Genomic DNA, 24998 nt, shown 5'->3' with positions numbered 1-24998 from the left:
TATTTTCATAACAATCGCGCTAAAAAAAGAATTTACATTTTTGATTAAATTGAAGGATATACCCCCTTAAAAAGAAAAAATACGCTATTCTTTCCTATGAGCCTATAGGAAGAAAGAATAACGTATTTTTCAAAAATGAGTTCTTTTATACAAACGCTTTAGTTCTATATCACAATTAAAAGGGCAATCAACGCTAATATAGCTGGAAGTCCTTGTTTTACAATAATTGATTTATTAGATGTGAAACCGCCAAACAGAGCTGCTACTACCACACACATTACAAAGAATAATTGAACCATATAACCAATTGAATTGAGACCAAGTATAAGTCCCCAAATGAGACCAACGGCTAAAAATCCATTATATAAACCTTGGTTTGCAAACATAATGGCTACGTTTCGATCTCCTTCTAAATGCTCGGGTAATTGAAAAGCACGTTTTGCCACTTTTGAATTCATAAAAAACATTTCGAGGATCATGATAAATAAATGTTCTAATGCTACGATCCCGACTAAAATAGCTGCGATTATTTCCACAGTATTGTGCCCCCTCTATCTTCGCTTTAATCTTATAGCTTATATAAAAATCCGACATCGTCTGAATAATACGTTTTCGAAAATTCCTTCTTCTTACTTATTAAAACATTAATTGATACATCAATATTTGATGCATCAATTAATATACAACTCCTCTTTTAGTTTTGCAAGTTTTTTTGCTCTATTCGTTTTATTTTGTTCCGTCAACTTCAAATCAATTCAAAACCCCTGTTCACTCTCTAGAAACTATGGTGTTTTTCAATAACTACAAAAAAAATCAGCTAAATCATCAAATTAATAATTAGTTGTCTCCAAAGACGAAAATTTTATTTCTTTTTTATTTGATAAGGCGGCGTTCATTCTTTCATCATGGCATAAAAAAATGTTATTACTCTTGTTAAATTGAGTAATAACATTTTTATTTAAAGCTATTTAACAAATTTGCTTCCAACTAGCATCCTTCACATCTTCACTAGTCGGCTTTCTAACCAATTCAATACATCGCTTTTCACAGGCACCAAACACAATGAAATTTTCCTGCGCTTGTCTTAACGAAACTTCATTTGCCCCGCCTTCATAGTCAGGCTCTTTAAATTGAACAGAATCATCTTCCCAAAAACATATGTTACAAATTTCATATGTACCTGGTGGTTCTTCTTCTAATGTTTTATATCCGCAGCATGGACAAGTGTATTTCATATAATCACCTTATTTTCCTTCATATGTAGTCCTACTTACTAAAAATGTAATAGAGCAAATTATAGTTAATCCCATAAAGTACATCATTTTAATAATACGAGTATTTTCATATGTTGTAGGAACCCCGTCAGATATAATTTCATAGCAAAAAACAATACTTATGGCTAAAAGAATATATAAAATTAAGGATGGGATAAAATGTAGCTTTATAGGTAAAATAACGCACCTAAACAATATCTCTCCAAGAAGACATCCAACTAAAACAACAGGGACTCCAACTATTAAAGTAGCGACCAACATTTGGGCCATAGCAATAAAAAGATTCGTAAAAATAGAAAATAGCTCTCCTTCAAAAATCCCCTTCTCATCGTATATTTGAATTATCGTCATTGAAATAAATAAGCTTAATAAAGAATGGGAATACGGAATTAAAAATTTCCCCAATCCTGCTCACCTCACTTTTTTTTGCGTCACATATATTATTCATTATTTCCTATCATTTTTACATAGAAAAATAACTCGCCTTCCGCAAAAGACGAGCCATTCCATTTAATTCTCACTTATTCTCTTCTTATACCAATCCTGCATTCTCTCCGCATCTTCTACTCTCGTATGCTCTAATTTATAACTCGATGATGCGCTAGAGAACTTATACGTACATAAATCCGCGCGGCGCTGGAAATAGGATTGCGTCTTTTCCATTGATTGGACGTGTCTTCTTCTAACAAGTCCTGTATATTTTCCAACACTGCGATATACAAGCGTAATTTGCTCTCCATTTACACTGTAACCATTTGTTTTAAATGTTGCGTATCCAAGTATAAAGATGAGGATCGCAAGCGGAATGAGTGCCCACATAATGAAGTGCTTTTCAAAGTATATACTTATTCCAATAAGCGGGATAGCTAGCATTGCGAAGAAGATGAAGCTATCAATGAGATAGCGGCGTAATGCTGCTTTTGGTAATGAAATAATATTTGTATTCAGTTCGTATGGTAATTGTAAATGTGCGAGTAACTGTTGTACTCGGTCTTTTCGAATGATTGGATGGAGTGTAACTTTTTCTTTTTCGTCACCCGTTCCCTTACTTTGAATCACTTCTACTTGCACAGCACAATAGCCGAATGGCTGACGTAAAATACTTTCTTTTATCGTAATACCTTGAATACGGTGCAATTTTAGGACGAGTTCTTTTTTCTCAAGTAATCCTTGTGAAATGCGGACCTCATCATTTCTTCGATTCACTGTGAAATCTCCATGTTTTAGCGCATAACCGATTGTCGATATAATCCATGAAAGGACGATCAAAATGGCTATCATGAAAATCAAGCCATATATATCGTGGTCCATTACATACGACTTTACGCCATTCTCTATCCATTTCGGAATGTACTCATCTACTTGGTGGTACACGAAAAAGATTAATGAGAATAATAGTCCAAACTGACCAGATGTAACAGAAGCTAATAAAATCTCTTTCCAAGTTAACTTGTATTCTGTCGATTGTTTTTCTTCTGTAACGATTTCTTTTTCTATTGCATGTTCCGCTTTTTCGTCTAGCGTTCCTTCTGCTTTCACTTCTGGAGTTGGCTCATTTAGCAAAGCAATAAGCTCAGTTGCCTCTTCTACTGTAATACCGGCTAAGCTAACCTCCGCTTCATCGCCCCCACCAGCTGTTTCGATTTGGATTTTCTTTAAGCCAAGCATTTGATATAACACGTTAGAACTTGTATTAATCGTTTGAACACGTTCTTTATTTAAGTAGCTCTCCTTCTTCACAAAGAGGCCTTGTTTTACATGTAATACGTTATTTTCAACCCAGTATGTTGTGTAATACCATTTTTCAAACGCTGAAAAAACGGTGAGTAAACCGAATGCAGCGGGAATTAAATACCAAAACGGGAATTTTCCATTTAAGCTAAACATGAAAATAAAGAGTGGTATAAAATCTGTTATTTTTAATTCCAGTAACATCGTGATTGGATGCTGCCTCTTATACATCCTCATCACTCACTTTCGCTAATTCTGCGATTTTCGTTTTCAACATTTCCGCTTCATACATCGTTAAACCTGGGATGCTGTGAGAAGTTGCTGCTGTTGAAATGTGTAATTCTGCTAAACTGTATTTTCTCATAATCGGCCCTTGTTCAATCGTCACATGCTGTACACGAATCATCGGTACTAATACGCGCTTTACGACGAAAAGACCGTGTTGAATTTCAAGTTCTTCTTCATTTAGTTGGTAGCTGTAATAACGCTGACGTAGTTTTGGAAATAAAAAGTACGAAAATGGTGCGAACACAACTGTTAGCCCAATCATCACATACAAAATCCACGCCCACCAATCAAACTTTATCATGAGGAAAAGGTAAGCTAAAATGACAAGAATACCGATTCCTTCTTCAATTACAGCCCGAACTTTCCACACCTTGACCATGTCAGGGTGAATTTCATTTTTCAATGGATCCATGTAACCACTCCAAATCTAGTAATCTAATATATGAATAGTCTCAATCTATATTTTACATAACCTTACAGAAAATTGAAATTCAATCTTCTTTCTTCTCAGGAATAAAATATCCGAACCAAAGTAGCCAAATGAAACCGATTAACTTCATCCAATTTCCATCCGCTTGAAAAGCTTCTATCATGCCTGGAATTTTATACACCCCAATAAATCCAAGAAAACCGAGCCACCAGTTTTTTTGCATTTTCATCTTTACTCCTCCTTCATGACGTTTTTCACATTTCGAATCCAAATTTCCTTATACTTTAACTGAAATCCCATGAGTATGTAATTGCTCATATTATCAATTACGAGCGCTAGCGTATGAGCGTTTTCTTCCGTTGCATCTTGTGACACAACGCCCAGTCTCGCGCCTTTCTTCAATAATTCGTGGAAACCATTTAAAAACTCTTCTTGTATTTCAAATAAGCGTTTCTGATACTTTTCATTTCGCGCCGCAGTTACGATAAATTCATTTATGACGCGCAGTATTCCTTCTTGTCCTTCATACTCAGAGAGCATATGTAAACCATCTGTGATTAACTTTTCTGCAAAATTTTCTCTCGTATATTGCTCTTTATCAAAATAACTCACGAAATGATACCCAGAAAAAATTTCTTCAAATAAAAAGTCCACTAACGCTTCTTTAGAAGAAAAATGATAATAAATAGCCGGTTTTGAAATACCTACCTCTTTCGCAATCATGGAAAGACTCATCTTCTCAATGCCGTGCTCTGCCATAAGTTTAAATGATGCCTCTACAATGTTTTGCGATGTTTGTAAATTCTTTGTCATACTGTACCTCACTTATTTTTACTTACCGGTCGGTAAGTAAATTATAAAATGAAACGAAATGATTTTCAAGTTAGTTAGCGCTCCAGGAGGAATTTATTGGTAAATGGAGAAGAATATAAAACAAAAGCAATATATAACAATAAGGAGGATATCATATGGGACTTGGTGGTAAAGGCGGTAGTGGTGGTAATGGCGGCGGTGAAGCTGGACAAGCTGGCAAAAGTGGATTTTCATTACTCATTGTACTTTTTGTCGTATTGATTATAGTTGGAGTTAGCTATATTGGGCTTGGCTTCTAAGAAAAGGCGTCCTACATTACACATGTAGGACGCCTTGTTTTTAATCCTTATTCAACAATCGCATACGATAACAATTCATCGTTACTTCTCCAAGTCTTTGCAGTAATTGATAGTTCGCATATGCGCCGACTGGGGCACCGATTATCGGTACGAGCTGAAGCATTTTCGCTAAATCGATATAGTCTCGGTACTCTGTTTGGAACTTTTCCCAGTCCATATGATTTTCTTCTTCTGTATCCCACGTTTCGATTGCTTTCCATATTTCTTTTCGGTGTTCATCACTTGAAAAGGCAAGTTGGAAAACGTGAAGGATAAAAAGGCGCTCTTCTTTATCGCTCGTATCAAATCCGTACAATGTTGCTGCATCGAATAAAAATTTAATTTTAATGCCGAGCAACAGCGGAAAGTCAGCAAGGCCAAGGAGAATACCGCCTGCTCCCGTCCCCGCTCCTTCTGCCGCTGCTATTTTTTTATACTCATCCATTTTTTTACGTACTTCATCATCTCGTCTTTGCAATGACCAGTTCGTCTCTTTTAATTTCGGCTTTATAAAGTTTGATCCGGCACTAATTGTTTGCACCATCATCCGAATCGTTTCTGTTAATACTTTTTGCACTTTCGCCGGAATAAGCTGCTGTACTTTCGTCTGCACTTTCTTTGAGAACCGTGTCATCATAGAAGAATCTTTCATGAATGTAGCTTTCCACTGCTCCAGTTCTTTTATAACCTTTTCTTCATATGTAATCATAGGTTCATTCCCTTCAATTTAAACGCTCAATACGTTTTACCCCGTATTGATAAACGAAACCGATACTAAATACTATGCTTACGACTAGTAAAATTCCTGTCATCATGAAATCTTTCGTAGCAAGTGCAAATATGATTGTAAATACAACGCTGCCAATAATGAGAATTGCATTTAATAAAGTAAGAAAATCTTTCTTCTTCTCTTCTCCGCCTACTGGGTACAAATCAAGCCAAATTTTCATGCGGTGATGTTTCCATAAAGTTAATAGCTGATAACCGATTAAGTATAGGAAGATAAGGCTTACGATAAATCGTCCATATAAAAACGGAATGAAGTAAAGAATAACTCCGCCAAGAGCGAGCAGGCGCACATATAAGCCAAAATAATTACCAGATCTTAAGAACGTTCTCGTATATAAGTATAAATAGGTACGCTTTTCACCGATCATCGAAAGAATGAAATCAAGCCATTTTCTACGTGCTACTCTCTCTTTTAATGCTGGTACATCAACGAACATGTTCGCGATGCGGTACAGCAGCATCATCTTCTTACCTTCTTCAGAAATTAAATACTCCCAGTTTAACGGCTTTCCCTTCACCATTTGATGCAGAATAGCGAGGTATAACACCATCAGAAGGATGATTCCGGCAATAAACATAACGGAAGTACGTTCCACAAGGAAATAAACAAATAAGGCGTTTAAAATAAATCGAATGAACCAATCGGCTCTTTGTATATTTTGATCTGTTAAAAATGACTTTTCCCACGCGACGAATAAGTTCCACGCTTTTACAATAACAAACGCGATTACAATCCATATATACGCCGCTCCTGTTTGCTTCATTTGCTGGAAGTATAACGGAGCAAGCGCTGCTGCTACGATTGCAATTATGTATAACTGAATCATAAACGTAAAAAGAAATGCCTTTGTGAAGTACGGTTTTAACTTTTCTTCCACTGGCAGTAAGTAAACGAGATCCGCTTCTTTTAACAACGTTTGAATGGATCCGGCCGTTAATATGAGTCCAAGCAACACTGCCATAACGAGCGCAGTCGGAAACGAAGGTGTTAACGTTTGTAACCATTGCTGGTAATAATACGCTCCTGCGCCGATGATGAATACGAAAATAAATTTTAAATGATCATTAAATACGTATTTACTATATGTACGAACTTCTTGTAAAAAGTAACGAAATCGTTCTTTCCATAACGCTGTGCTATTCATAATCTTCTTCCTTCGTTAATGCAATATAAATATCATCTAACGTTGCACCTGGCATATGAAACTGTGATTGCAGCTCAGATAATGTTCCCTTCGCTCTCACTTCGCCTTGATGCAAAATAATGAACGAATCACAATAACGCTCTGCCGTCGCTAAAATATGTGTGCTCATTAAAATACCTGCACCACTCTTTTTCATTTGGTCCATCATTTGAAGGAGTGATTGGATTGCTAACGGATCAAGCCCAACGAACGGTTCGTCCACAATGTAAAGAGATGGCTCTACTAAAAACGCACTCATAATCATTACTTTTTGTTTCATCCCTTTTGAGAAATGAGACGGAAACCATTTCAAACGATTTTTCATACGGAATTCTTGTAATAATTGTCCTACACGTTCTTCATATTGTTTTTCATCAACACCGTAAGCCATCGCTGTTAACTTCAAATGTTCTTCTAGCGTTAGCTCATCATATAATACTGGTGTTTCTGGGATGAACGAAAAACTAGAACGGTACGCTGTCATATCATCACGAATTGTTTTCCCATTAATCGTGACAGTTCCTTTTTTCGGTTCCATTAAACCGATAATATGTTTAATCGTCGTACTTTTACCTGCTCCATTTAAACCGATTAAGCCGACAAGTTCACCTTTATTCACAGAGAACGAAACATCTTTTAATACAGGTCGTTTCGTATATCCTCCTGTAACATTTTCTACACGCAATAACTCGCTCATACGACACCACTTTCTTCATTTATATTCGTTCTATATTCATCTTACCAAAAATTACGCTGTACTACATAGTATCGATGCGTTCAAAAAAAATTTAAATTTGTTCGCATATATTATTACGAAAGCGGACATCATAATTATTGAAGAAGGAACACATTGAAAAAGCGACCACCTATTGATGAGTACAACAACATAGTGAAGTCATCATGAAATGGGGTGTCCATGTTGGACAAAGGAATTTACACATAACCAGATTATTTGTTTTATTTTCGAAACGGGGTGTCTCCGAAAGAGCATATACTGTTTTAAAAAGTAAACAATTTCATTTAAAAAGATTGCAATTCATTTCACTTGAAAATGGGGTGTCTACGGCAGAAACTTTAGCCGATTTACCGTGCATTTCTTAAAATAAATGAGGTGTCTGCGAAACGTAAATTACGATAATGCTTTTTCAATCCCTCTTCAGAAAACAGGAAGCTGAGTCAGCTTCCTGTTTTTCGTGTTTGTTCTCTTATGTAATTATGGTAAAATACGGCTAAGGATATTTGAAAGGATGAGATCAATGAATCATACAGCGGATAATTGTATTTTTTGCAAAATCATTGACGGGCAAATCCCTTGCTCAAAAGTATACGAAGATGAACATGTGCTTGCATTTTTAGATATTAGTCAAGTGACAAAAGGACATACTCTTGTTATTCCGAAAGTTCACAAACAAGACATTTTTGCGTTAACGCCAGAAATCGCATCACATATTTTTTCTGTCGTTCCAAAAATCGCAAATGCGATTAAAGCAGAGTTTAATCCAGTTGGCTTTAACCTACTTAACAACAACGGTGAAAAAGCTGGACAAACTGTGTTCCACTTCCACCTTCATTTAATTCCACGCTACGGTGAAAACGATGGTTTCGGTGCTGTTTGGAAATCACATCAAAATGAATACACAATGGAAAATTTACAAAACATCGCAAGTACAATTGCAAATAGCGTGAAATAGTGACACTATAATAAGTAGTCATACATAACAAGCCACTTTCCTAAAGTGATTAAATATGGCACGGCTTGTTTCTCCACTTAAGATGCCAGGGACTGCACACTTTCCTTTCCCTCGTCTTAAAGATATGCATATTTTTTCACATCATGAATACGAACAAAAAATAAGGAGGTCTCCTTTTATGTCAAAAGCTAAATCCTTTATTACCGGTGTCATTTGCGGCGGAGCAGTTGCTGGACTAGCTGTTCTTTTCTCAACTCCTTCTTCTGGCAAAGACATGCGCGGCAAGTTAAAAGAAAAAGGAAATGATATTAAAAAGACTTTAGCTGATATTACAGCTGATACAAAATTATTAAAACGTCAAATCGTTGAAACTGCTTCAGAAGGTAAAGAAGTGTTCCAAGAATTAAAAGACGATATGCACGATACACTTTCTAACTGGAAGCAAGATATTTCTCAAAACAAACGACATATTGAGAAAGAGATTTTGGACATTCAAAAATCAATTGAGAAACTACAAGAAGCTGTTCCGGAAAAAGCGTAAACAAATTCCTGCTTAGTTTTTTGCATATAACAAATATTTTTTATATAAATTGACCTTAACACGGCATATCACATAGATATGCCGTGTTTTTATGCATTTACAATATATGTTATCACTTAACATGTATGGACAACACATGTATTCATGACTCATAAACCGCTTCCATAGTTATGCATGATTTGTATAGAATGTCATTTTTTTAAAAAATTTTCACAATTCTCACAAAAAGACTTTATTAATTTTTATTTTACTGGCATAATAGATAGTAATGAAAAAGAATGTTAAAGTGGGTGAGTATATGAAAAGTGGAGAAAAAGATTACTCGGTAAAAGAAGCGATGATTTTCAGCCAACGCATTGCTCAATTATCGAAAGCGTTATGGAAATGTGTAGAGAAAGATTGGCAGATGTGGATTAAACCTTATGATTTAAACATTAATGAGCATCATATTTTAACAATCGCTTATCATTTAAAAGGGGCTTCTATTTCTGAGATTGCTAAGTTTGGAGTTATGCACGTATCAACGGCGTTTAACTTCTCGAAAAAGCTGGAAGAACGCGGCTATCTTGTATTCTCGAAAAAAGAAGATGATAAACGAAATACGTACATCGAAATTACAGACAAAGGGGAAGAATTACTACTTCGCTTAATGGAGGAGTATGACCCTGAAAATAATTCAGTGTTTAATGGGGCTCTTGCACTTCGTAATTTTTATGGGAAGTTCCCAGAAAATATCGAACTGATTGCTATCTTGCGTAACATTTACGGACAAGACTTCATCGATATTTTTGAAAAATCATTAGAAGATATTGAAGAGAACTTTACAGAATCCGATCAGAAGTTAGTTAAGAAATAATCTATTTATTTTTTCGCAATCATGCTTAAGAATTCATTCATAAGCGGTTTGAATAAACCTTGTTTTGCTAGCGCTTCCGCAGTTTCGTGTACTTCGAGCTGATGTGGAAGCGCTTTTTCAAATTGATCTAACAGCGCATCGAACAAAAGAAGGCCTTCTGCTTTCTCCGCTACATATTGTTCGTTCAGTTTTTCACAAAGATGTAGTATACGTTCAACATCTTTTTTACGAGCTTTTTTCTTTATGATCAAAGAATAAAATGGACACTTTTCTTCATCAATCATTTTAAATAGTAGGTCTACGTAGTATTCAGCTTGTTCTAATCTTCTAACAACGTCCATTTTCTCCCTCACTTTCTAACACAAAGTCTTCTATTTCTGAATTTTATAACACGAACAAAATATCGTATGATACAATATATAAAGTATATGTATTTTAGCCAAAAGGAGGTCTCGCCTCATGACACTTATAACAGTTGTTTTTGTCGCATTCGCACTTCTTGTTATATTTTACACGAATTTCATGACACATACACTGTGTGAACGAAAACAAATATCTGCGAGCCGCCAACCCGGTGTCTTTCGGGTTATTAATGTATGTATAACAATTTTATTAATTTCTAGTTATATAGAAATTATATTTCATGGAAAGTGAGGAAGGAAAGCCCCTTCCTCACTTTTTTCCTCTATAAGCAAATTATACCTACAATAACCAATAAAATAAACAGTACAAGTAATAAAATAAGTTGAGAATTCATCCCCATCCCCTCCTCTTTTCTGTATATGCGACATACGCCCAATATGGCACACCTTCAAAATCTGACACGTACTGGTTAATTTTTCTTTATCAATATGAAAACACGTCGAAATATGATATATTAAATTTTGTACATATTGCTTATACTATGAAATAAATGACACGCATCTTAACTTTATCCTAAAGCCTCGGTAAGCCCTGTTAAGCGCGCTTTACCAATATACAAAGCAAAAGTATCAGTGAGACTTAATCGGGCTCTTATGAACTAAAATTCATTGGTGTAGGATAAATTAAAAATACATAATAGTAGGAGTGTTTATCGAATGAAGAAAGCTATGCTTGCCTTAGCCGCAACAAGTGTAATCGCATTATCAGCATGTGGAACATCATCATCATCAGACAAAGTTGTTACTTCTAAAGCTGGTGACATTACAAAAGAAGATTTCTACACGCAAATGAAACAACAATATGGTAAACAAGTACTAAACAACATGGTTATGGAAAAAGTACTTATTAAAAACTACAAAGTTGAAGACAAAGATGTAGACAAAAAGTTCGATGAAATGAAAAAACAATACGGTGATCAATTCGATACACTATTAAAACAACAAGGTATTAAAGAAGAAACTATAAAAAATGGTGTGCGTGCTCAATTAGCGCAAGAAAAGGCTATCGAGAAAACAATCACTGATAAAGAATTAAAAGACAACTACAAGCCTGAAATTAAAGCAAGCCACATTCTTGTAAAAGATGAAGCAACTGCGAAAAAGGTAAAAGAAGAACTTGGACAAGGTAAATCTTTCGAAGAGTTAGCGAAACAATACTCTGAAGATACTGGTTCAAAAGAAAAAGGTGGCGACTTAGGATTCTTCGGACCTGGCAAAATGGTTAAAGAATTCGAAGAGGCTGCTTACAAGCTGAAAAAAGATGAAGTAAGCGAACCCGTGAAATCACAATTCGGTTACCACATCATTAAAGTAACAGACATTAAAGAGCCAGAAAAATCATTCGAACAATCTAAAGCTGACATCAAAAAAGAAATCGTTCAGAAGAAATCACAAGACGGCGAATTCATGAACGATCTTATGATGAAAGAAATCAAAAAAGCTGACGTAAAAGTTGATGATAAAGATTTGAAAGATCTTTTCAAAGAGCAAAAAGCTGACGCTAAGAAAGACGAAAAGAAATAATGAATTAAAAAAAGCTTGGGCTTAGGCCCAAGCTTTTTACTTAATATCAGTTTCTTCGATTTTCATTAAATTGTCACGAGTTAAATTTACACCTCGTAAACGTACTGCTTGATTTCGTTTTGTTTCCTCATATACATTACGTACGTACCTTCCGTTACCAAACTGTTCTGCTGTTCGAGCTATTTCAGCCTTCGCTCGAAGTTTCTCATAAGCAGCCTCTGTTAACTCATATCCGTTCTCTTTAAACATTTTCTCTCCCATTTGCAGTAGCTCATCAACACTATAATCTTTAAATTCAATTCTATTTGGAATACGCGACCTCAGTCCTGGATTTGTATTTAAAAACCCTTCCATTTCATCCGTATACCCAGCAAGAATTACGATTAAATCTTCACGATGGTCTTCCATCGCTTTTAATAACGTATCAATCGCTTCCTTCCCAAAACCATGGCTAGTATTTACATCTTTAGCTAGAGCGTAAGCTTCATCAATAAATAGCACTCCACCAAGGGCCGATTGAATCACTTCTTTTGTTTTTATAGCCGTTTGACCTACATATCCAGCAACAAGACCAGAACGATCTACTTCAATTACCTTATTAGAAGAGAGAATTCCTAGATGATACAGTAACTCTGCCACAACTCTTGCTACAGTCGTTTTTCCTGTTCCTGGATTACCAGTGAAGATCATGTGTAATGCGGATCCTTCATCTACTGGCAAACCTAAGTTTTTCCTTGTTTGTGTAATTCGAATTTGATCTTGTAAACTTCTCATAAAGTCTTTCACTTCATTCAATCCAATAATTTTCTGTAAATGTTCTTCTAATTGGAATTCTGCAGTTGCATTATTTTGTTCCTTCTCAAAATCTTCAGGAAGCAAGGTAACCATTTCATTTCCATCTAGAATGCCTTCATTTACAATCCGATTATCTAACTCTCTCTTAGCTTTCTCAATCACATTTCGTACCAATCTTCCATTTCCTGCATCGGCTTTCAAGCGTTTCACTTCTCTTGCAAGCACTTTCGACAACGGTGCAATTGACTCCTCTGCTAATACAAGTCCTTCCCTTTCTGTCGTTACCTTTGCAATCTCTACTAATTCAGCAACCGAATAGTCTGGGAAATATACATCATTCGGGAATCGAGATTTCAAACCTGAGTTAGCTTGTAAAAAGTCCCGCATTTCTTTCTCGTATCCAGCTAGTATAACGATAACGCTATCTCGATGATCTTCCACTAGTTTCACTAATGTATCAATCGCTTCTCTACCAACATTATCAGTACTCAACGCATATGCTTCATCTATAAACAGTATTCCACCAAGCGCAGACATAAATACTTCTCTTACCTTCTCAGGCGTTTGACCAGCGTAAGGAGAAATAAGATTACTCTTATCCACCTCAACCAATTTACCGCTTTTTAAAACCCCCATTCTCTTTAATAAATCACCAACTACACGAGCTACAGTCGTTTTTCCTGTCCCTGGATTACCAGTGAAAATCATATTTAAATTTTGAGAAGACTTCTGCCTAATCCCAACGCTTTGGCGAAGTTGCTGGGCAATTAGCTGTTTTTCTAATGAACGGACGAAATCTTTTATGTCCGTTAATCCAACAATTGTTTCTAGTTCTTTTTCTAAATCAAAATCTTTATCTCTTTTATCTATGAGAAAATCTGGTGCTTCGAAAGTAATAAGTTCTGTGGAATCCGTATATTTGTATTCACCTTTACTAATTCGTGCTGACTGTCTACGAATCCCTTCCTCCACAATATTTCTAATCATTCTTCCGTTTCCTGATTCTGCGGAAGATAGCTGCATTTCAGATTCTACTCTTTCCACTAAAGCCTCTCTTGCCTCTTCTGTTAAAACGAATTCTCTTCCTTTAATCATGCTTTCTCCAATCGCAACAAGCTCCTGTAGAGAGTAATCTTTGAAGTCAACATTTAAAGGGAATCGAGATTTCAGACCTGAATTTGTTTTGAGGAATTCTTTCATTTCCTTCTCATACCCAGCTAGTATAACGATTATATTCTCTCGATGATCTTCCATAAGTTTTACAATTGTATCAATCGCTTCTTTTCCATAACTATCAGTAGCTAACGCATACGCTTCATCTATAAATAATATCCCGCCTAAAGCAGACATAAATTTGTCAGTTGTTTTCGGCGCTGTTTCTCCTACATATCTCCCAACAAGCCCACCACGATCAACTTCAACAAAGTGTCCTGATTTTAAAATTCCCATCTCTTTCATCATTGTCCCTAATAATCTAGCGACAGTTGTTTTACCAGTTCCAGGGTTACCAGTAAAGATCATATTCAAGCTTTGATTCATCGTAGAGTGTAATCCAGCAGTCTTCCTTTTCTTTTGCGCTACAAGCTGAAGTTCCATCTCCCTCATAAATTCTTTCACCTGATCGAGGCCAATAATTTTATCTAATTCAGCATTTAAGTCAAATGTATTTTCGGCACCTAATCCAAAATCTTCTTTCGTTAACATATTTAATTCTTCATCACTTAAAAGTTTTAAAGCTTCACCAGAATTTTTAAGTCGACCTGATTGCTCTGCTATAGCTTTCTCAACAATATTTCTTGCCAAGCGTCCATTTCCAGAATCATTTTTTCCGGGTATTTGTTTTCTCGTAAATTCTTCAATCAATTCATCTTTCAAATCATCTTCAATCGTAAACCCTTCACTTTCTACAATTTTTTCAGAAATCATGAAAAGTTCTTCAGATGTATAATCCGGAAAATCTATATGATTATTAAATCTAGATTGCAGGCCTGGATTTGTCTTTAAAAAATCGTCCATTTCATCCTTATATCCAGCAAGAATTACAACTAAATCTTCTCTAAGGTCTTCCATTCCTTTAACTATAGTGTCAATGGCTTCTTTCCCAAAATCATTTCCTCCACCTCTAGCTAAGGAATATGCTTCGTCGATAAATAAAACCCCGCCTTTTGCAGAATCAATCACAGCTTGTGTTTTTGGCGCTGTATGTCCTATATATTGACCGACTAAACGAGATCGATCTACTTCCACTAAATGACCGCTTGATAAATAACCTAAAGCCTTTAAGTATTTCGATACTAATCGTGCGATAGTAGTCTTACCCGTACCTGGGTTTCCTGTAAAGATAAAATTCATCGTTAAACGCGTTTGTTTCGACCCGCGAGATTGTCTAATCTTTTGCAGTGCCAAAAACTCTTCCAGCTGAAAAACTCTTTCTTTCACTGCATTTAAACCAATAACTTTTTCAAATTCTTTTTTAATATTTTCTAAATTTTCTGCTCCTGCTTTTTTACGAGTAACTTGTATTTTCTCCACACCATCATCTAAATATAATTCATCTGATGCTGTAAGCTGATAAATGATGCCTGGTTCTACTTTTCCTGATATGCGTAAATTAGTGATAGATTGATAAATATCATCTTCTATATAATTCTTAATTCCGTGTACACCCATTGCTAAATTGGCTTTCTCAACAATAAAGTCAGATACACCATGAGTGTAATTCATATTCACTTGTAATTTCGTATGAATACGTTTTTGATATTTTTTCAAATAGCGATCTGATATTTTTATTAAAGTACGGGGCGGTAATACAGACGTTTGCGGATAATCTATTATTTTCTCTAATACTGTGGCCGGAAACATTGTACGAATATCTTTCAAATCTTTTTCGGTAGATAAAATAATTAACTTATTTTCTATTTGAATCGAATCAATGCTTTTCTCCGCTAAACTGCTATATGTTTTTTCGAGCGCTTGCCAATTTCCATTATAAACATAGCGATCCTTCAACTTAATTTTCCCATCCATAATTAATTCTGATAACTTAGAAATTAAATCAGGCGGACATTTGTCCACATTATCAAAGTACAGTACATCTGACTTAGACCTGATTCCTCTATATACATCTGATAAAAAAGTACTTTCAATATCTGACGCTCCAAGCGAATTGCTAATATCGATATAGTGTACATCTGGTTTTTCATATAAATCATACTCATTCATAATCGCTGTTAAATATTTTACGGATTTATATATACCTGTACCTTTTCGACCAGAGACAAAAATAACATTTTTTAAGTTTGCATCTGGACGTTCGTAAATAAAGCTTCTCATATAACCCGTACATAACTGATCGATAAACTCTTCCTGACCGAGTATATAGCTATTTAAACGTTTTTTCCCATCTTCAAATACCCTTTTATACTTATCGATTTCGTTGTTACGATTTTGCTCCTCCGTATTGGAATCATAATTCGGGTCTCTTCTTCTTTGCTGCTTATATTCCTCTTTAGGAGGTTGCTTCATATTTACACCTTGAGCATGTAGCATTAACTCACGGAATCGATCAGCCCACGAGGAATTCGGATTTCTCATCAAAAATTTCTTACAACACTTTATACATTGTGCTTCCATTTCTGACTGTAAAAGAGCTTTCGCATAGTAATACTCTAACTCTTCACTCTTTCCGCTTTTCAACGCCTGTTCAAAATATGTAATTGCTTGTTGCACTTGTTTTTTTTCAAATAGATAAGCTTGTCCAATTCTAAAATTTGCTTCATGGTGCGATGCATCTTGACTTAAAACTTTATTGAAGTAAAATCTAGATTTCTCGTAGTTTTCCTGTTTTAAATATAATTTTCCTAACCCCATTAACGTAGTTATATCTGCTTCACCTAAATTATATGCACTTAGAAGCAATGTTTCTGCTTGATTAAGCTCATTCAATTCTACGTAAGTTATCCCTAAATACACCATGTATTCACTATTGCTCTCGTCTAATGATAACGCTTTTTCAAAATACATTTTTGCCTTATCATAATTTCTATTATGTAAAAATAATAATCCGGCTAAATAAAATAACCCTGGATGATCAGGATATCTCGCAAGTAATCCCTCAATTTGAGTCAATGCTTTTGACAATTCTCCTGAATGGACATTTGCTTCAAATAATGATTTAAAAGCCAAAAACTCTTCTTTGTTATATAAATTTGTCGTTGACATTGTATCCCTCCTATAAAACAATTAAAGATTTATGAATAAAGAAAACTCCTATATAGGAGTTTTCAAATTGTTTCATCATCTTTTACCAAATACAACCGATATGGCGGTTAAAATACTTCGATTTCGCTTCTCTCTTTGGCCCGTATGAACTTCTTTATTATCAAGCCAACCTGGAATTCTACTAATTTTCCAAACAAAATAAAGCAAAGCTCCACTAATTACTAAACTAATAAATGAGAAAGAAAATAGTGCATTTAAGAACCATATTGCTGGAATAAATCCTAAACCAACAAAACGTCCTACAAGGAACTTTGTTTGTAATGCTTTTTCACCTAAATCAATAAATCTTTGAATGAATCCAAGTAAATCTCTATCTGTCGCATAAATCTTAGCTTCTCTTAATAAGATTAGTCCTTGTTCAGCGCTCTCTTGAGAAATATAGCTATAATAAGTCTCACCATTACTCTCTTGAGCATATAGCATCGATAAACACTTATAATAGTAATTATAAGCTAATTCATTACCTAAACTTGGGTCTTTCCCATATGTTTCAATTAATTGATGTAAAATATCAATCGCTTGATCATAATTATCTCTATATCTTGCGATTACTGCCATTCTGAAACGATATGCTCGCTCGTTCGGGTTAATACTTAATGCTTGTTGAGTTAATCTTTCAACATGATCTAATCGCTCTTCAAAGCTTAATTTCGGATGATCGAAATATACATCAGATAAATCATAATAGAATACATCGTTATTCGTTTCGATGTCCATCGCTTTTCTATACTCATAAATCGCATCATCATACTCATTCCACATATAATGCGCTCTCGCTAATATCGCCCATCCGTGTGCGTTAGCTCCATAATCTTCAGTGACCTTTTTCCCTACAACAATTGCATCTGCAATTCTGCCTTCTTCTAATAGGCTCCATGCATAATCTATTAATTCTTGTGCAGTAGATTCTGTTGTATTATTAAACTGTTCTTGGTGATTCGTATTCACTTCAGGCTCAGAACCTTCTAGCATACGGTTATACTCACTTCTCTTCGCTTCATCCAAAAGGATTACCTCAGCTTCAGCAAGAATCTCAACTTTTCGTTCTGCTTCCTGTCTACGCTTTAAATCAGGTGCATTTGTTCTCCCTAACCATTTTCGCTGCGCCTCAGTTAACTTCTCTTTCAGCTCACTTGCTCCAATATTTGGATCGACCTGCAGCAATTCATAATAATTCTCCAAAGGTTAAACACCCCTATCCGTATAAAATACATCAAAAAAAACCGTTATTCTACTGAAATTCCTGCTAATTTTTCAGCTTTTTGTTCAATTGCTGCTTCTGTTAAATTTGATTTTCTTTCAATTTGCATTTCACCTAAATGTTGACCAGTATTTTCATCTTTTCCATAAACGTGTACAACGCCATTTTCATCATATGTAAAAATGAAACGAACTGGGTATCCTTGTGGTTTTGGTCCTCTTAAATCTAGAATCGATTCACCGATAATTTTTACAAAATCAGGGTCACTGTCTTCCCCTTCTGTTACTTGAACGCGAAGAGATGTTTGCCCCTCATCAACTGTATAAAACACAGCTTCTTTACTAGTTGGAATTGGTGTATTTCGAACAATCATTTTTTGGTTAATGTCTCTACCAGTGTTATGATCAACAAGTAACATCCCTAAACTATGCGAGTTTACATCTACTACTCTCGTTTTCGGTTTAAACTCTTCTGCATTGTTAGACGCTTCATTATCTACTTGTAATAAACTTCCTTGAATAGCAGCTCCTAATGCAACTACTTCATCAGGGTTAACATCTTTTGAAGGCTTAATTCCTGTTGTACGTTCAATTAAATCTGAAACAGCTGGAACCCTTGTCGAGCCGCCAACAAGTACAATCTTATCAATATCTCCCCAAGCTAAATCAGCATCTATTAAAACATTCTTCATAATTAAAGCAGTACGACTTAAAAGAGGTGAAAGAAGCTCATCAAATTTTTCTTTTGTCACTTCAACTTTTACTGTACGCCCTTGAGATGAAAGTGTAATAACCGATTTTTTACGAGATGATAGCATTTTTTTACAAGCTTCAGCTTTCTCACGTAAATCTTGTACTGCATTTAAATCATCATATAAATCTAATCCATGCTCTTCTTCAAATTTCTGCTCTACTAATTCAAAGATTTTGTTATCAAAATCGAAACCGCCTAAGTTACGATCTCCCCCAGTAGCCTTAACAATTACTTCATCTTGATTTAGTTGTATCAGCGTCACGTCAAACGTACCTCCGCCTAAATCGTACACCATTACATTCTGCTTTTGCTCACGATTCGCTAAACCATATGCTAATGCAGCAGCCGTCGGTTCGTTAATTACCTTAAGTACTTGTAAGCCAGCAATTGTCCCAGCATCTTGCGTTGCTTTTCTTTGCGCATCATCAAAATATGCTGGTACTGTAATAACAGCTTTCGTCACTTTAGCGCCTATTGCTTCTTCTGCATCTTCTTTTAAACGTTTTAAAATAAGAGCCGAAAGATCCTCAGGTGTAAATACCTCTCCACCTATCGGGAATTTATAACTTGCATTTCCCATCTGTCTCTTCACAAATTGAACAGTATTTGTTGGGTCTGATACAGAAATACTTTTTGCAGTTGAACCTATAACAGGTGATCCATCTTCAAAAAATATAACTGATGGAGTAACTCTTTCTCCCTCACGGTTTGGCAGAATTGTTGGGTTTCCACTATCATCTATGTATGCCACCGCCGAGTTGGTTGTTCCTAAATCGATACCAATAATCACCTAATCAGCTCCTCAATATCCTTTTTTCACTACATATTGTTATAACAAATAAGATAAATCTAACATTTTTTTCACAAATTTACCATAAACACGACTCATTAATTATAATAAATAGTTAAAAAAGTTCCGTCAATGAAAATTTCCCTTAATTTAACTACATCATTTTATGTATATTTTATACCTTCTACAACCATTTTTGTTGTGTTTTTTCAGAAAAATCATAAATTTTTTCTGATATAAAAATAAGGCAGCTTTAGTAAGCACACTACAAGCCACCTTAACTACAAATATATTAAATTTTTTCATCTACAATGCGAATCATAAAGTACTCAACAAGCGATTCAATTGTTAGAAACTTAGTCCCAACTTCGTTCAAATCCATTTCAAAGTTCAGCTCGAAAATATCATGTAATTCAATAAGAGCTGAAATGAACATCCCTACATCCCCAGTGTATCCAACAGGGGATCCATCTATTTTCAACTCTTCTACTGGCTTTAATCCTTTTTCCGAAATCACCGCTAATACCGATGCAATTACAGATTGTATTAAATTCTCTTTTATTGTTTTTAATGTTGACATTTTATCCACCTCATAAATATTTTATTAAACTACTATCTTTTTCGCTTATACAACAGTTTTCCTAATTTAATAGTCAGGAGAGGGATAGCAATCGTAGCATACGTAACGTGACGACCCACATTTTTAGCTTCTTCTCCCAGCCCTTTCGCAAATTCTCTCGTAAATTCTTTCCTTCTAATTAATTCCTTATAATGTTCCATGGCATTTTTCCATTGTTCTACAAATGTATCTCCTTCACCATTTGCTTTTCCTTCCTCAACACGTGTACGAACGTGACGAAGAAATGGAACAATTTCTCCTAACAACCATTCCGTTACTTCACTTGCAAATTCTTCTATAACTTCTTCTATTTTCTCTTGTAATGTTTCACTTATTTCTTCGGGAATTTCATCTACACCAAGTTTACCTTTCACATAATGGTCTACCGATTCTGCGAGTATACTATTATTTCCTTGCAACGATTCTCTATAAGGTCACTTATCTACATTAAAAATCTTCTTCCCACGCTTCTTTTGCATCTATTAATCTTCGCAAAAAAAACTCATAAAAATTATTTGCTTCAATTGTTTCATCAATCCCCATTTGTCTATCCCATACTATTACCGGACACTCATTATTCTCCATTTCATCTGTATATAAACAATAAGCGTATTCTCCGCTATCTTCGATAACAACTAAATTTTTATCTAATCCTAAATCCCTAAACCTTTCTGTTTCAATAACAACAGAAGCTATATTTGACTTTGCTACTCCTAAAATATCAACACCAAACATCCCCCCAGATCCATAGTTAATTAGAAACCATTGATAACTTTTAGGGAATACTACCCCTAGCTTATTTTGAATAGTATTTATTTGCTTTTCATCTATCCCACCTGTGAAATCATCTAATTCCATATTTTCATTAATAAAATTAATTAATTCCTTCTGACCCATAATTCTTTTCACCTCTTAAATTTGTTCATTCTCTATTTGTCTAGCTCTCCATCTCCAATATTTTGTCCTAAAGTTATCATATTGCTTCCTTAATACAGGGTTATTCCTAAAACTCCCACCGTTCTCCACTAAACCATGCAAAATTTTATTATACTCATCATGCATACTCGCTGGAATTTCCACCATTGAGCCTGGCTCTCTTTGAATTAAATGATGAAGCTCTATAGCGGTTCCATCTTTCCAAATTGGTGCTCTTCCTTTTTTCATCAATTGAACGTTCGTCATACCAGTTTTCAAGTCAATTCTCTCGTAATCAATATCTAACCTTTGAAAAACCCGTCTGCTAATATCCCTTGCTTCCCCATCAACTTTAGTTGTCCCAGTATATTCCACAGCTTTATAGTTTTTATATTCTTTACCTAAAGTTTTCTCTGCCACATCAACAACTGTATCATTTAATTCTCGCTGCATCTCTTGCTCTAAATCGTCTTCCACTACACTTTCACTATTTGGAGCAAAAACAGAGTGTGTATTATTTTCTTCAAAATGAGATAGATCTTCTTCATCTATTTGATCCTCTATCCCCTCCCTTTCTATTTCTTGAACTTTTTTGTATCATCTTTTTTCTCAGAAGCCTTATCATCAACTTCATCAAATAACCCTGGTGTGTCCATATATTTGATAAGATACATTCTTCCATCTTCAAACAGATGTCTCGTTTCTCTCTGAATACCTTTTATATTATAATCCCACCATGCTTTTGGGCTCTTATTAGCTACCTCTAGCTGCGCCTTAAAACTACTTATTATCGTATTTGCTTCACCAGCTTCTCTCCATTTTTTATCACGTGCTTCCAAAACATCTCTTGCATCAGCTAACGGCTTATACTTATCAATGATTTTATCCGCTACTTTCATACTATCTTCATAAACTGTTTTTATTTCTCTACTAAACTCTTCTTTATTATATTTAAACCATTCTGCCGGCCCTTGCTTTATCGCTTCTATTTGTGCTTTAATACTACCTTTCAATGTGTACTTTTCGTCTCCAGACTCGCTCCATATTTTCTCGCGTTCTATGACAACCTCTTTTATAGAAAATAGTATTTTATTACCTTCTATCATTTTATTTGCTACTTTCATACTATCTTCATACACATTTTTTATTTCTTTACGAAACTCTTCTTTGTTATATTCCCACAATCTACCTTCTTTTGCTGCATCTATTTGTGCTCTTACACTATTTTTACACATTTCCAATAGCGTTGCGCCCTCGCCATCTTCTATTCGCTTTTCATGTCTCTCTCTCAATGATACTTTTGCATTTGCTATTACCTTATAAGTATCAGTAATTTTATCTGCTATTTTCACGCCGTCTTCATACACATTTTTTATTTCTTTACGAAACTCTTCTTTGTTATATTCCCACAATCTACCTTCTTTTGCCGCATCTATTTGTGCCCTCACGCTATTTTTACACATTTCTAATAACGTTGCGCCTTCACCATCTTCTATCCGTTTTTGATGACGCTCTTCCAGTGACACTTTTATATTTTTTAACGTTTGATAATTGTCGGTAATTTTATCCGCCATTTTTGCACAATCTTCATACGCAGTTTTTATCTCTTTACTAAACTCTTTCTTATTGTACTCCCACCATGCTTTTGGCCCTTGTTTTGCTGCTTCTATTTGCGCCTCAATACTACTTTTTAATGTGTATTTTCCTTCGCCAGCTTCATTCCATTTTTTATTCCGCTCTTCCAGTACTTCTTTTATAGGACCTAGTATTTTATTATTTTCAATTACTTTATTCGCTAACTTCATTCCATCTTCATACACATGCTTTATCTCTTTACTAAACTCTTCTTTGTTATATTTCAACCACGCTTTCGGACCTTCTTTTGCCGCATCGATTTGTGCTTGTATGGCATTCTTCCACATTTCTTTAAAACTATCACCATAGCCAGCTTCTCTCCAAGCATCTTTTCTTTCTTTTAAAATTTGTCCAATCGTTCGTTGATCTATCTCTTTCTTTTTCTGATCAAACAATTCATCTAAATCGAATCCCGATTCTTCTTCTGTCTCACTTCTCGGCTCAAACTCTTTTTTTACAGTTTCTTCTTCTCCTGGACCTTCCGACGAATCAGTTCCTTCTATATTCTCTCTTGTCTCAGGGGGGTTCTCATCCTCTTGCACTTCTTGTTCCGATGGTTCTTCCGTCTGATCAAGTTTCTTGTCTTCACCCGTTTCTTCTTGCTTCGGCATTTCTTCTACTTGCTCTGGTTTCTCTTCTCCAGTTTCTTCTGTTGTTTCTCCTGCCTGATCAAGTTGGTTTTCTCCATCTGTTCCTTCTCGCTTTGGCATTTCTTCTACTTGTTCTGGTTTCTCTTCTCCAGTTTCTTCTGTTGTTTCTCCTGCCTGATCAAGTTGGTTTTCTCCATCTGTTCCTTCTTGCTTTGGCATTTCTTCTACTTGCTCTGGTTTCTCTTCTCCAGTTTCTTCTGTTGTTTCTCCTGCCTGATCAAGTTGGTTTTCTCCATCTGTTCCTTCTTGCTTTGGTGTTTCTTCTACTTGCTCTGGGTTCTTTTCTCCTGCTTCTTCCGCCTGTTCAAGTTTCTTGTCTTCATCTGTTTCTTCTTGCTTCAGCGTTTCTTCTACTTGTTCTGGTTGCTTTTCTCCTGCTTCTTCCAGCTGATCAAGTTTCTCGCCTTCACCTGTTTCTTCTTGTTTCGGCGTTTCTTCTACTTGTTCTGGTTGCTTTTCTCCTGCTTCTTCCAGCTGATCAAGTTTCTCGCCTTCACCTGTTTCTTCTTGTTTCGGCGTTTCTTCTACTTGCTCTGGCTTCTTTTCTCCTGCTTCTTCTGGCTGATCAAGTTTCTCACCTTCACCTGTTTCTTCTTGTTTCGACGTTTCTTCTATTTGCTCTGGCTTCTTTTCTCCTGCTTCTTCCGCCTGTTCAAGTTCCTTGCCCTCATCTGTTTCTTCTTGCTTCGGCGTTTCTTCTACTTGCTCTGGCTTCTTTTCTCCTGCTTCTTCCGCCTGTTCAAGTTCCTTGCCCTCATCTGTTTCTTCTTGCTTCGGCGTTTCTTCTACTTGCTCTGGAGTTTTCCCTCTAGTTTCTTCCGCCTGTTCAAGTTTCTTGCCTTCACCTGTGCCTTCTTGTTCCGGCGTTTCTTCTACTTGCTCTGGGTTCTTTCCTCCAGCTTCTTCCGTCTGTTCAAGTTTCTTATCTTCATCTACTTCTTCTTGCTTCGACGTTTCTTCCACTCGCTCTGGATTCTTTTCTCCTACTTCTTCCGCTTGTTCAAGTTTCTTATCTTCATCTATTTCTTCTTGCTTCGGCGTTTCTTCTAATCGCTCTGGATTCTTTCCTCTATTTGTTCCTTCTAGAGATTCTTTTGCTTCCTTTATTTCTTCCGCATTTTCTTCCATATTCTCAAGCCGCTTTTCGGTCTCAACATTTTCCTTTTCAACCTTTTTGGCTTCCATAACTTCCGGAGAATCTACTTCAGGATTTATTTCATCTTGTTCATTTTGTTGTTCTGTTATGTCCTTATTTAATTGCTTTTGATACTTATCAAAACTAATATTTCGATTATTTTCAGCAAGTTCATCTTCAATCGTTTCCTGCTTACGCCCCTCAAATCGTTCATTATATTTATCAAAATTATAAGCCTGCTCCTTCTTGCTTTCTTCCTCTATACTTTTTTCTTTCTTTTCTTCAAGTTTGTCTTCTTCCTCTACTTTATCAACATGGTCTTTTCGATCGAAATCTTTCATAT

Annotated in this window: 25 protein-coding genes; 6 read left to right on the top strand and 19 right to left on the bottom strand. The window is 35.6% G+C overall.

The features are described 5' to 3' along the window. Positions 1–164 precede the first annotated feature (164 nt). From ACTFR9_RS19640 to ACTFR9_RS19610, 7 genes are all read right to left on the bottom strand, one after another. Entirely contained in the window at positions 165–536 is a 372-nt protein-coding gene (locus ACTFR9_RS19640) for a DUF1304 domain-containing protein (RefSeq protein ID WP_000402491.1), read from the bottom strand. Positions 537–968: 432 nt separating this feature from the next. Further along, positions 969–1235 (bottom strand): CPCC family cysteine-rich protein, encoded by a 267-nt coding sequence (locus ACTFR9_RS19635; protein ID WP_000877827.1) that lies wholly within the window; start codon positions 1233–1235, stop codon positions 969–971. 9 nt (positions 1236–1244) lie between these two features. Continuing rightward, positions 1245–1679 (bottom strand): hypothetical protein, encoded by a 435-nt coding sequence (locus tag ACTFR9_RS19630; protein ID WP_193635080.1) that lies wholly within the window; start codon positions 1677–1679, stop codon positions 1245–1247. A 105-nt stretch (positions 1680–1784) separates the two neighbouring features. Then, on the bottom strand, positions 1785–3236 hold the full coding sequence (locus tag ACTFR9_RS19625; protein ID WP_109630818.1) for a PH domain-containing protein: 1452 nt from the start codon (positions 3234–3236) through the stop codon (positions 1785–1787). Continuing rightward, the gene (locus tag ACTFR9_RS19620) at positions 3229–3705 is read right to left on the bottom strand and encodes a PH domain-containing protein (RefSeq protein WP_193635079.1); all 477 of its coding nucleotides are present in this window, start codon (positions 3703–3705) and stop codon (positions 3229–3231) included. The genes ACTFR9_RS19625 and ACTFR9_RS19620 overlap by 8 nt, the downstream gene beginning before the upstream one ends. Positions 3706–3784: 79 nt before the next feature. Continuing rightward, complete coding sequence (locus ACTFR9_RS19615; RefSeq protein ID WP_000783813.1) at positions 3785–3952, bottom strand: hypothetical protein; 168 nt, start codon at positions 3950–3952, stop codon at positions 3785–3787. Positions 3953–3954: 2 nt separating this feature from the next. Further along, positions 3955–4536 carry a TetR/AcrR family transcriptional regulator gene (locus tag ACTFR9_RS19610; RefSeq protein ID WP_193635078.1) on the bottom strand — a complete coding sequence of 194 codons (582 nt, stop codon included), beginning with the start codon at positions 4534–4536 and terminating at the stop codon, positions 3955–3957. A gap of 155 nt (positions 4537–4691) precedes the next feature. Between ACTFR9_RS19610 and ACTFR9_RS19605 the strand changes: the two genes are divergently transcribed. Continuing rightward, positions 4692–4835 carry a YjcZ family sporulation protein gene (locus tag ACTFR9_RS19605; protein WP_000522746.1) on the top strand — a complete coding sequence of 48 codons (144 nt, stop codon included), beginning with the start codon at positions 4692–4694 and terminating at the stop codon, positions 4833–4835. 40 nt (positions 4836–4875) lie between these two features. On the opposite strand, the gene ecsC is transcribed toward ACTFR9_RS19605, so the two are convergent. Genes ecsC through ecsA form a run of 3 tightly spaced genes read right to left on the bottom strand, consistent with a single transcriptional unit; the run spans position 4876 to position 7544 of the window. Next, a complete protein-coding gene (gene ecsC, locus ACTFR9_RS19600) occupies positions 4876–5583 on the bottom strand; it encodes an ecs operon protein EcsC (RefSeq protein ID WP_000634130.1) in 708 nt (235 codons plus the stop codon). Between the two features lie 13 nt (positions 5584–5596). After that, complete coding sequence (gene ecsB / locus ACTFR9_RS19595; protein ID WP_076856169.1) at positions 5597–6808, bottom strand: ABC transporter permease EcsB; 1212 nt, start codon at positions 6806–6808, stop codon at positions 5597–5599. Then, a complete protein-coding gene (gene ecsA, locus ACTFR9_RS19590) occupies positions 6801–7544 on the bottom strand; it encodes an ABC transporter ATP-binding protein EcsA (protein ID WP_001292602.1) in 744 nt (247 codons plus the stop codon). Before ecsA ends, ecsB begins: the two co-directional genes overlap by 8 nt. A 559-nt stretch (positions 7545–8103) precedes the next feature. Here ecsA and ACTFR9_RS19585 point away from each other — a divergent pair. The 3 genes from ACTFR9_RS19585 to ACTFR9_RS19575 all read left to right on the top strand — a co-directional run bounded on the left by ACTFR9_RS19585 (position 8104) and on the right by ACTFR9_RS19575 (position 9935). Next, positions 8104–8538, top strand: a complete 435-nt coding sequence (locus tag ACTFR9_RS19585; RefSeq protein ID WP_001016840.1) for an HIT family protein — start codon at positions 8104–8106, stop codon at positions 8536–8538. 178 nt (positions 8539–8716) lie between these two features. Continuing rightward, positions 8717–9079, top strand: a complete 363-nt coding sequence (locus ACTFR9_RS19580; RefSeq protein ID WP_000030300.1) for a YtxH domain-containing protein — start codon at positions 8717–8719, stop codon at positions 9077–9079. Between the two features lie 298 nt (positions 9080–9377). Further along, positions 9378–9935: an HTH-type transcriptional regulator Hpr gene (locus ACTFR9_RS19575; protein ID WP_000834918.1), complete on the top strand. Its 558-nt coding sequence runs from the start codon at positions 9378–9380 to the stop codon at positions 9933–9935. Between the two features lie 5 nt (positions 9936–9940). On the opposite strand, the gene ACTFR9_RS19570 is transcribed toward ACTFR9_RS19575, so the two are convergent. Continuing rightward, positions 9941–10276: a DUF1878 family protein gene (locus ACTFR9_RS19570; RefSeq protein ID WP_000383660.1), complete on the bottom strand. Its 336-nt coding sequence runs from the start codon at positions 10274–10276 to the stop codon at positions 9941–9943. A 118-nt stretch (positions 10277–10394) separates the two neighbouring features. Between ACTFR9_RS19570 and ACTFR9_RS19565 the strand changes: the two genes are divergently transcribed. Both ACTFR9_RS19565 and prsA read left to right on the top strand, forming a co-directional pair. Beyond that, complete coding sequence (locus tag ACTFR9_RS19565) at positions 10395–10589, top strand: hypothetical protein (RefSeq protein ID WP_000172692.1); 195 nt, start codon at positions 10395–10397, stop codon at positions 10587–10589. 425 nt (positions 10590–11014) lie between these two features. Beyond that, positions 11015–11881: a peptidylprolyl isomerase PrsA gene (gene prsA / locus ACTFR9_RS19560; protein ID WP_001993409.1), complete on the top strand. Its 867-nt coding sequence runs from the start codon at positions 11015–11017 to the stop codon at positions 11879–11881. 36 nt (positions 11882–11917) lie between these two features. On the opposite strand, the gene ACTFR9_RS19555 is transcribed toward prsA, so the two are convergent. From ACTFR9_RS19555 to ACTFR9_RS19520, 8 genes are all read right to left on the bottom strand, one after another. Next, complete coding sequence (locus tag ACTFR9_RS19555) at positions 11918–16897, bottom strand: AAA family ATPase (RefSeq protein WP_229136445.1); 4980 nt, start codon at positions 16895–16897, stop codon at positions 11918–11920. 75 nt (positions 16898–16972) lie between these two features. Continuing rightward, positions 16973–18139, bottom strand: coding sequence for a tetratricopeptide repeat protein (locus ACTFR9_RS19550; RefSeq protein ID WP_440049013.1), 1167 nt, complete (start codon positions 18137–18139; stop codon positions 16973–16975). A gap of 44 nt (positions 18140–18183) precedes the next feature. After that, positions 18184–19701 (bottom strand): Hsp70 family protein, encoded by a 1518-nt coding sequence (locus ACTFR9_RS19545; protein ID WP_000583402.1) that lies wholly within the window; start codon positions 19699–19701, stop codon positions 18184–18186. Positions 19702–19993: 292 nt separating this feature from the next. Then, a complete protein-coding gene (locus ACTFR9_RS19540; protein ID WP_000105692.1) occupies positions 19994–20281 on the bottom strand; it encodes a hypothetical protein in 288 nt (95 codons plus the stop codon). Positions 20282–20313: 32 nt separating this feature from the next. Further along, on the bottom strand, positions 20314–20739 hold the full coding sequence (locus tag ACTFR9_RS19535; protein WP_163258133.1) for a hypothetical protein: 426 nt from the start codon (positions 20737–20739) through the stop codon (positions 20314–20316). Between the two features lie 28 nt (positions 20740–20767). Further along, positions 20768–21217: an SMI1/KNR4 family protein gene (locus ACTFR9_RS19530; protein ID WP_049111581.1), complete on the bottom strand. Its 450-nt coding sequence runs from the start codon at positions 21215–21217 to the stop codon at positions 20768–20770. A 15-nt stretch (positions 21218–21232) separates the two neighbouring features. Continuing rightward, a complete protein-coding gene (locus ACTFR9_RS19525; RefSeq protein ID WP_229136441.1) occupies positions 21233–21712 on the bottom strand; it encodes an HNH/ENDO VII family nuclease in 480 nt (159 codons plus the stop codon). A 98-nt stretch (positions 21713–21810) separates the two neighbouring features. Then, positions 21811–24996 (bottom strand): hypothetical protein, encoded by a 3186-nt coding sequence (locus ACTFR9_RS19520; protein WP_440049012.1) that lies wholly within the window; start codon positions 24994–24996, stop codon positions 21811–21813. Between the last annotated feature and the right edge of the window lie 2 nt (positions 24997–24998).

The organism is Bacillus cereus group sp. MYBK222-1 (genome assembly GCF_051916425.1).
Classification (GTDB): Bacteria; Bacillota; Bacilli; order Bacillales; family Bacillaceae_G; genus Bacillus_A; species Bacillus_A paranthracis.
This window is presented reverse-complemented; position numbering and strand designations above follow the sequence as displayed.

Bases quoted from the DNA above. Each gene is read 5' to 3' on its own strand.
- ACTFR9_RS19635 (WP_000877827.1), bottom strand. From the start codon at position 1,235: ATGAAATACACTTGTCCATGCTGCGGATATAAAACATTAGAAGAAGAA.
- ACTFR9_RS19625 (WP_109630818.1), bottom strand. From the start codon at position 3,236: ATGTATAAGAGGCAGCATCCAATCACGATGTTACTGGAATTAAAAATA.
- ACTFR9_RS19620 (WP_193635079.1), bottom strand. From the start codon at position 3,705: ATGGATCCATTGAAAAATGAAATTCACCCTGACATGGTCAAGGTGTGG.
- ACTFR9_RS19615 (WP_000783813.1), bottom strand. From the start codon at position 3,952: ATGAAAATGCAAAAAAACTGGTGGCTCGGTTTTCTTGGATTTATTGGG.
- ACTFR9_RS19610 (WP_193635078.1), bottom strand. From the start codon at position 4,536: ATGACAAAGAATTTACAAACATCGCAAAACATTGTAGAGGCATCATTT.
- ACTFR9_RS19605 (WP_000522746.1), top strand. From the start codon at position 4,692: ATGGGACTTGGTGGTAAAGGCGGTAGTGGTGGTAATGGCGGCGGTGAA.
- ecsC (WP_000634130.1), bottom strand. From the start codon at position 5,583: ATGATTACATATGAAGAAAAGGTTATAAAAGAACTGGAGCAGTGGAAA.
- ecsB (WP_076856169.1), bottom strand. From the start codon at position 6,808: ATGAATAGCACAGCGTTATGGAAAGAACGATTTCGTTACTTTTTACAA.
- ecsA (WP_001292602.1), bottom strand. From the start codon at position 7,544: ATGAGCGAGTTATTGCGTGTAGAAAATGTTACAGGAGGATATACGAAA.
- ACTFR9_RS19585 (WP_001016840.1), top strand. From the start codon at position 8,104: ATGAATCATACAGCGGATAATTGTATTTTTTGCAAAATCATTGACGGG.
- ACTFR9_RS19580 (WP_000030300.1), top strand. From the start codon at position 8,717: ATGTCAAAAGCTAAATCCTTTATTACCGGTGTCATTTGCGGCGGAGCA.
- ACTFR9_RS19575 (WP_000834918.1), top strand. From the start codon at position 9,378: ATGAAAAGTGGAGAAAAAGATTACTCGGTAAAAGAAGCGATGATTTTC.
- ACTFR9_RS19570 (WP_000383660.1), bottom strand. From the start codon at position 10,276: ATGGACGTTGTTAGAAGATTAGAACAAGCTGAATACTACGTAGACCTA.
- ACTFR9_RS19565 (WP_000172692.1), top strand. From the start codon at position 10,395: ATGACACTTATAACAGTTGTTTTTGTCGCATTCGCACTTCTTGTTATA.
- prsA (WP_001993409.1), top strand. From the start codon at position 11,015: ATGAAGAAAGCTATGCTTGCCTTAGCCGCAACAAGTGTAATCGCATTA.
- ACTFR9_RS19555 (WP_229136445.1), bottom strand. From the start codon at position 16,897: ATGTCAACGACAAATTTATATAACAAAGAAGAGTTTTTGGCTTTTAAA.
- ACTFR9_RS19540 (WP_000105692.1), bottom strand. From the start codon at position 20,281: ATGTCAACATTAAAAACAATAAAAGAGAATTTAATACAATCTGTAATT.
- ACTFR9_RS19530 (WP_049111581.1), bottom strand. From the start codon at position 21,217: ATGGGTCAGAAGGAATTAATTAATTTTATTAATGAAAATATGGAATTA.
- ACTFR9_RS19520 (WP_440049012.1), bottom strand. From the start codon at position 24,996: ATGAAAGATTTCGATCGAAAAGACCATGTTGATAAAGTAGAGGAAGAA.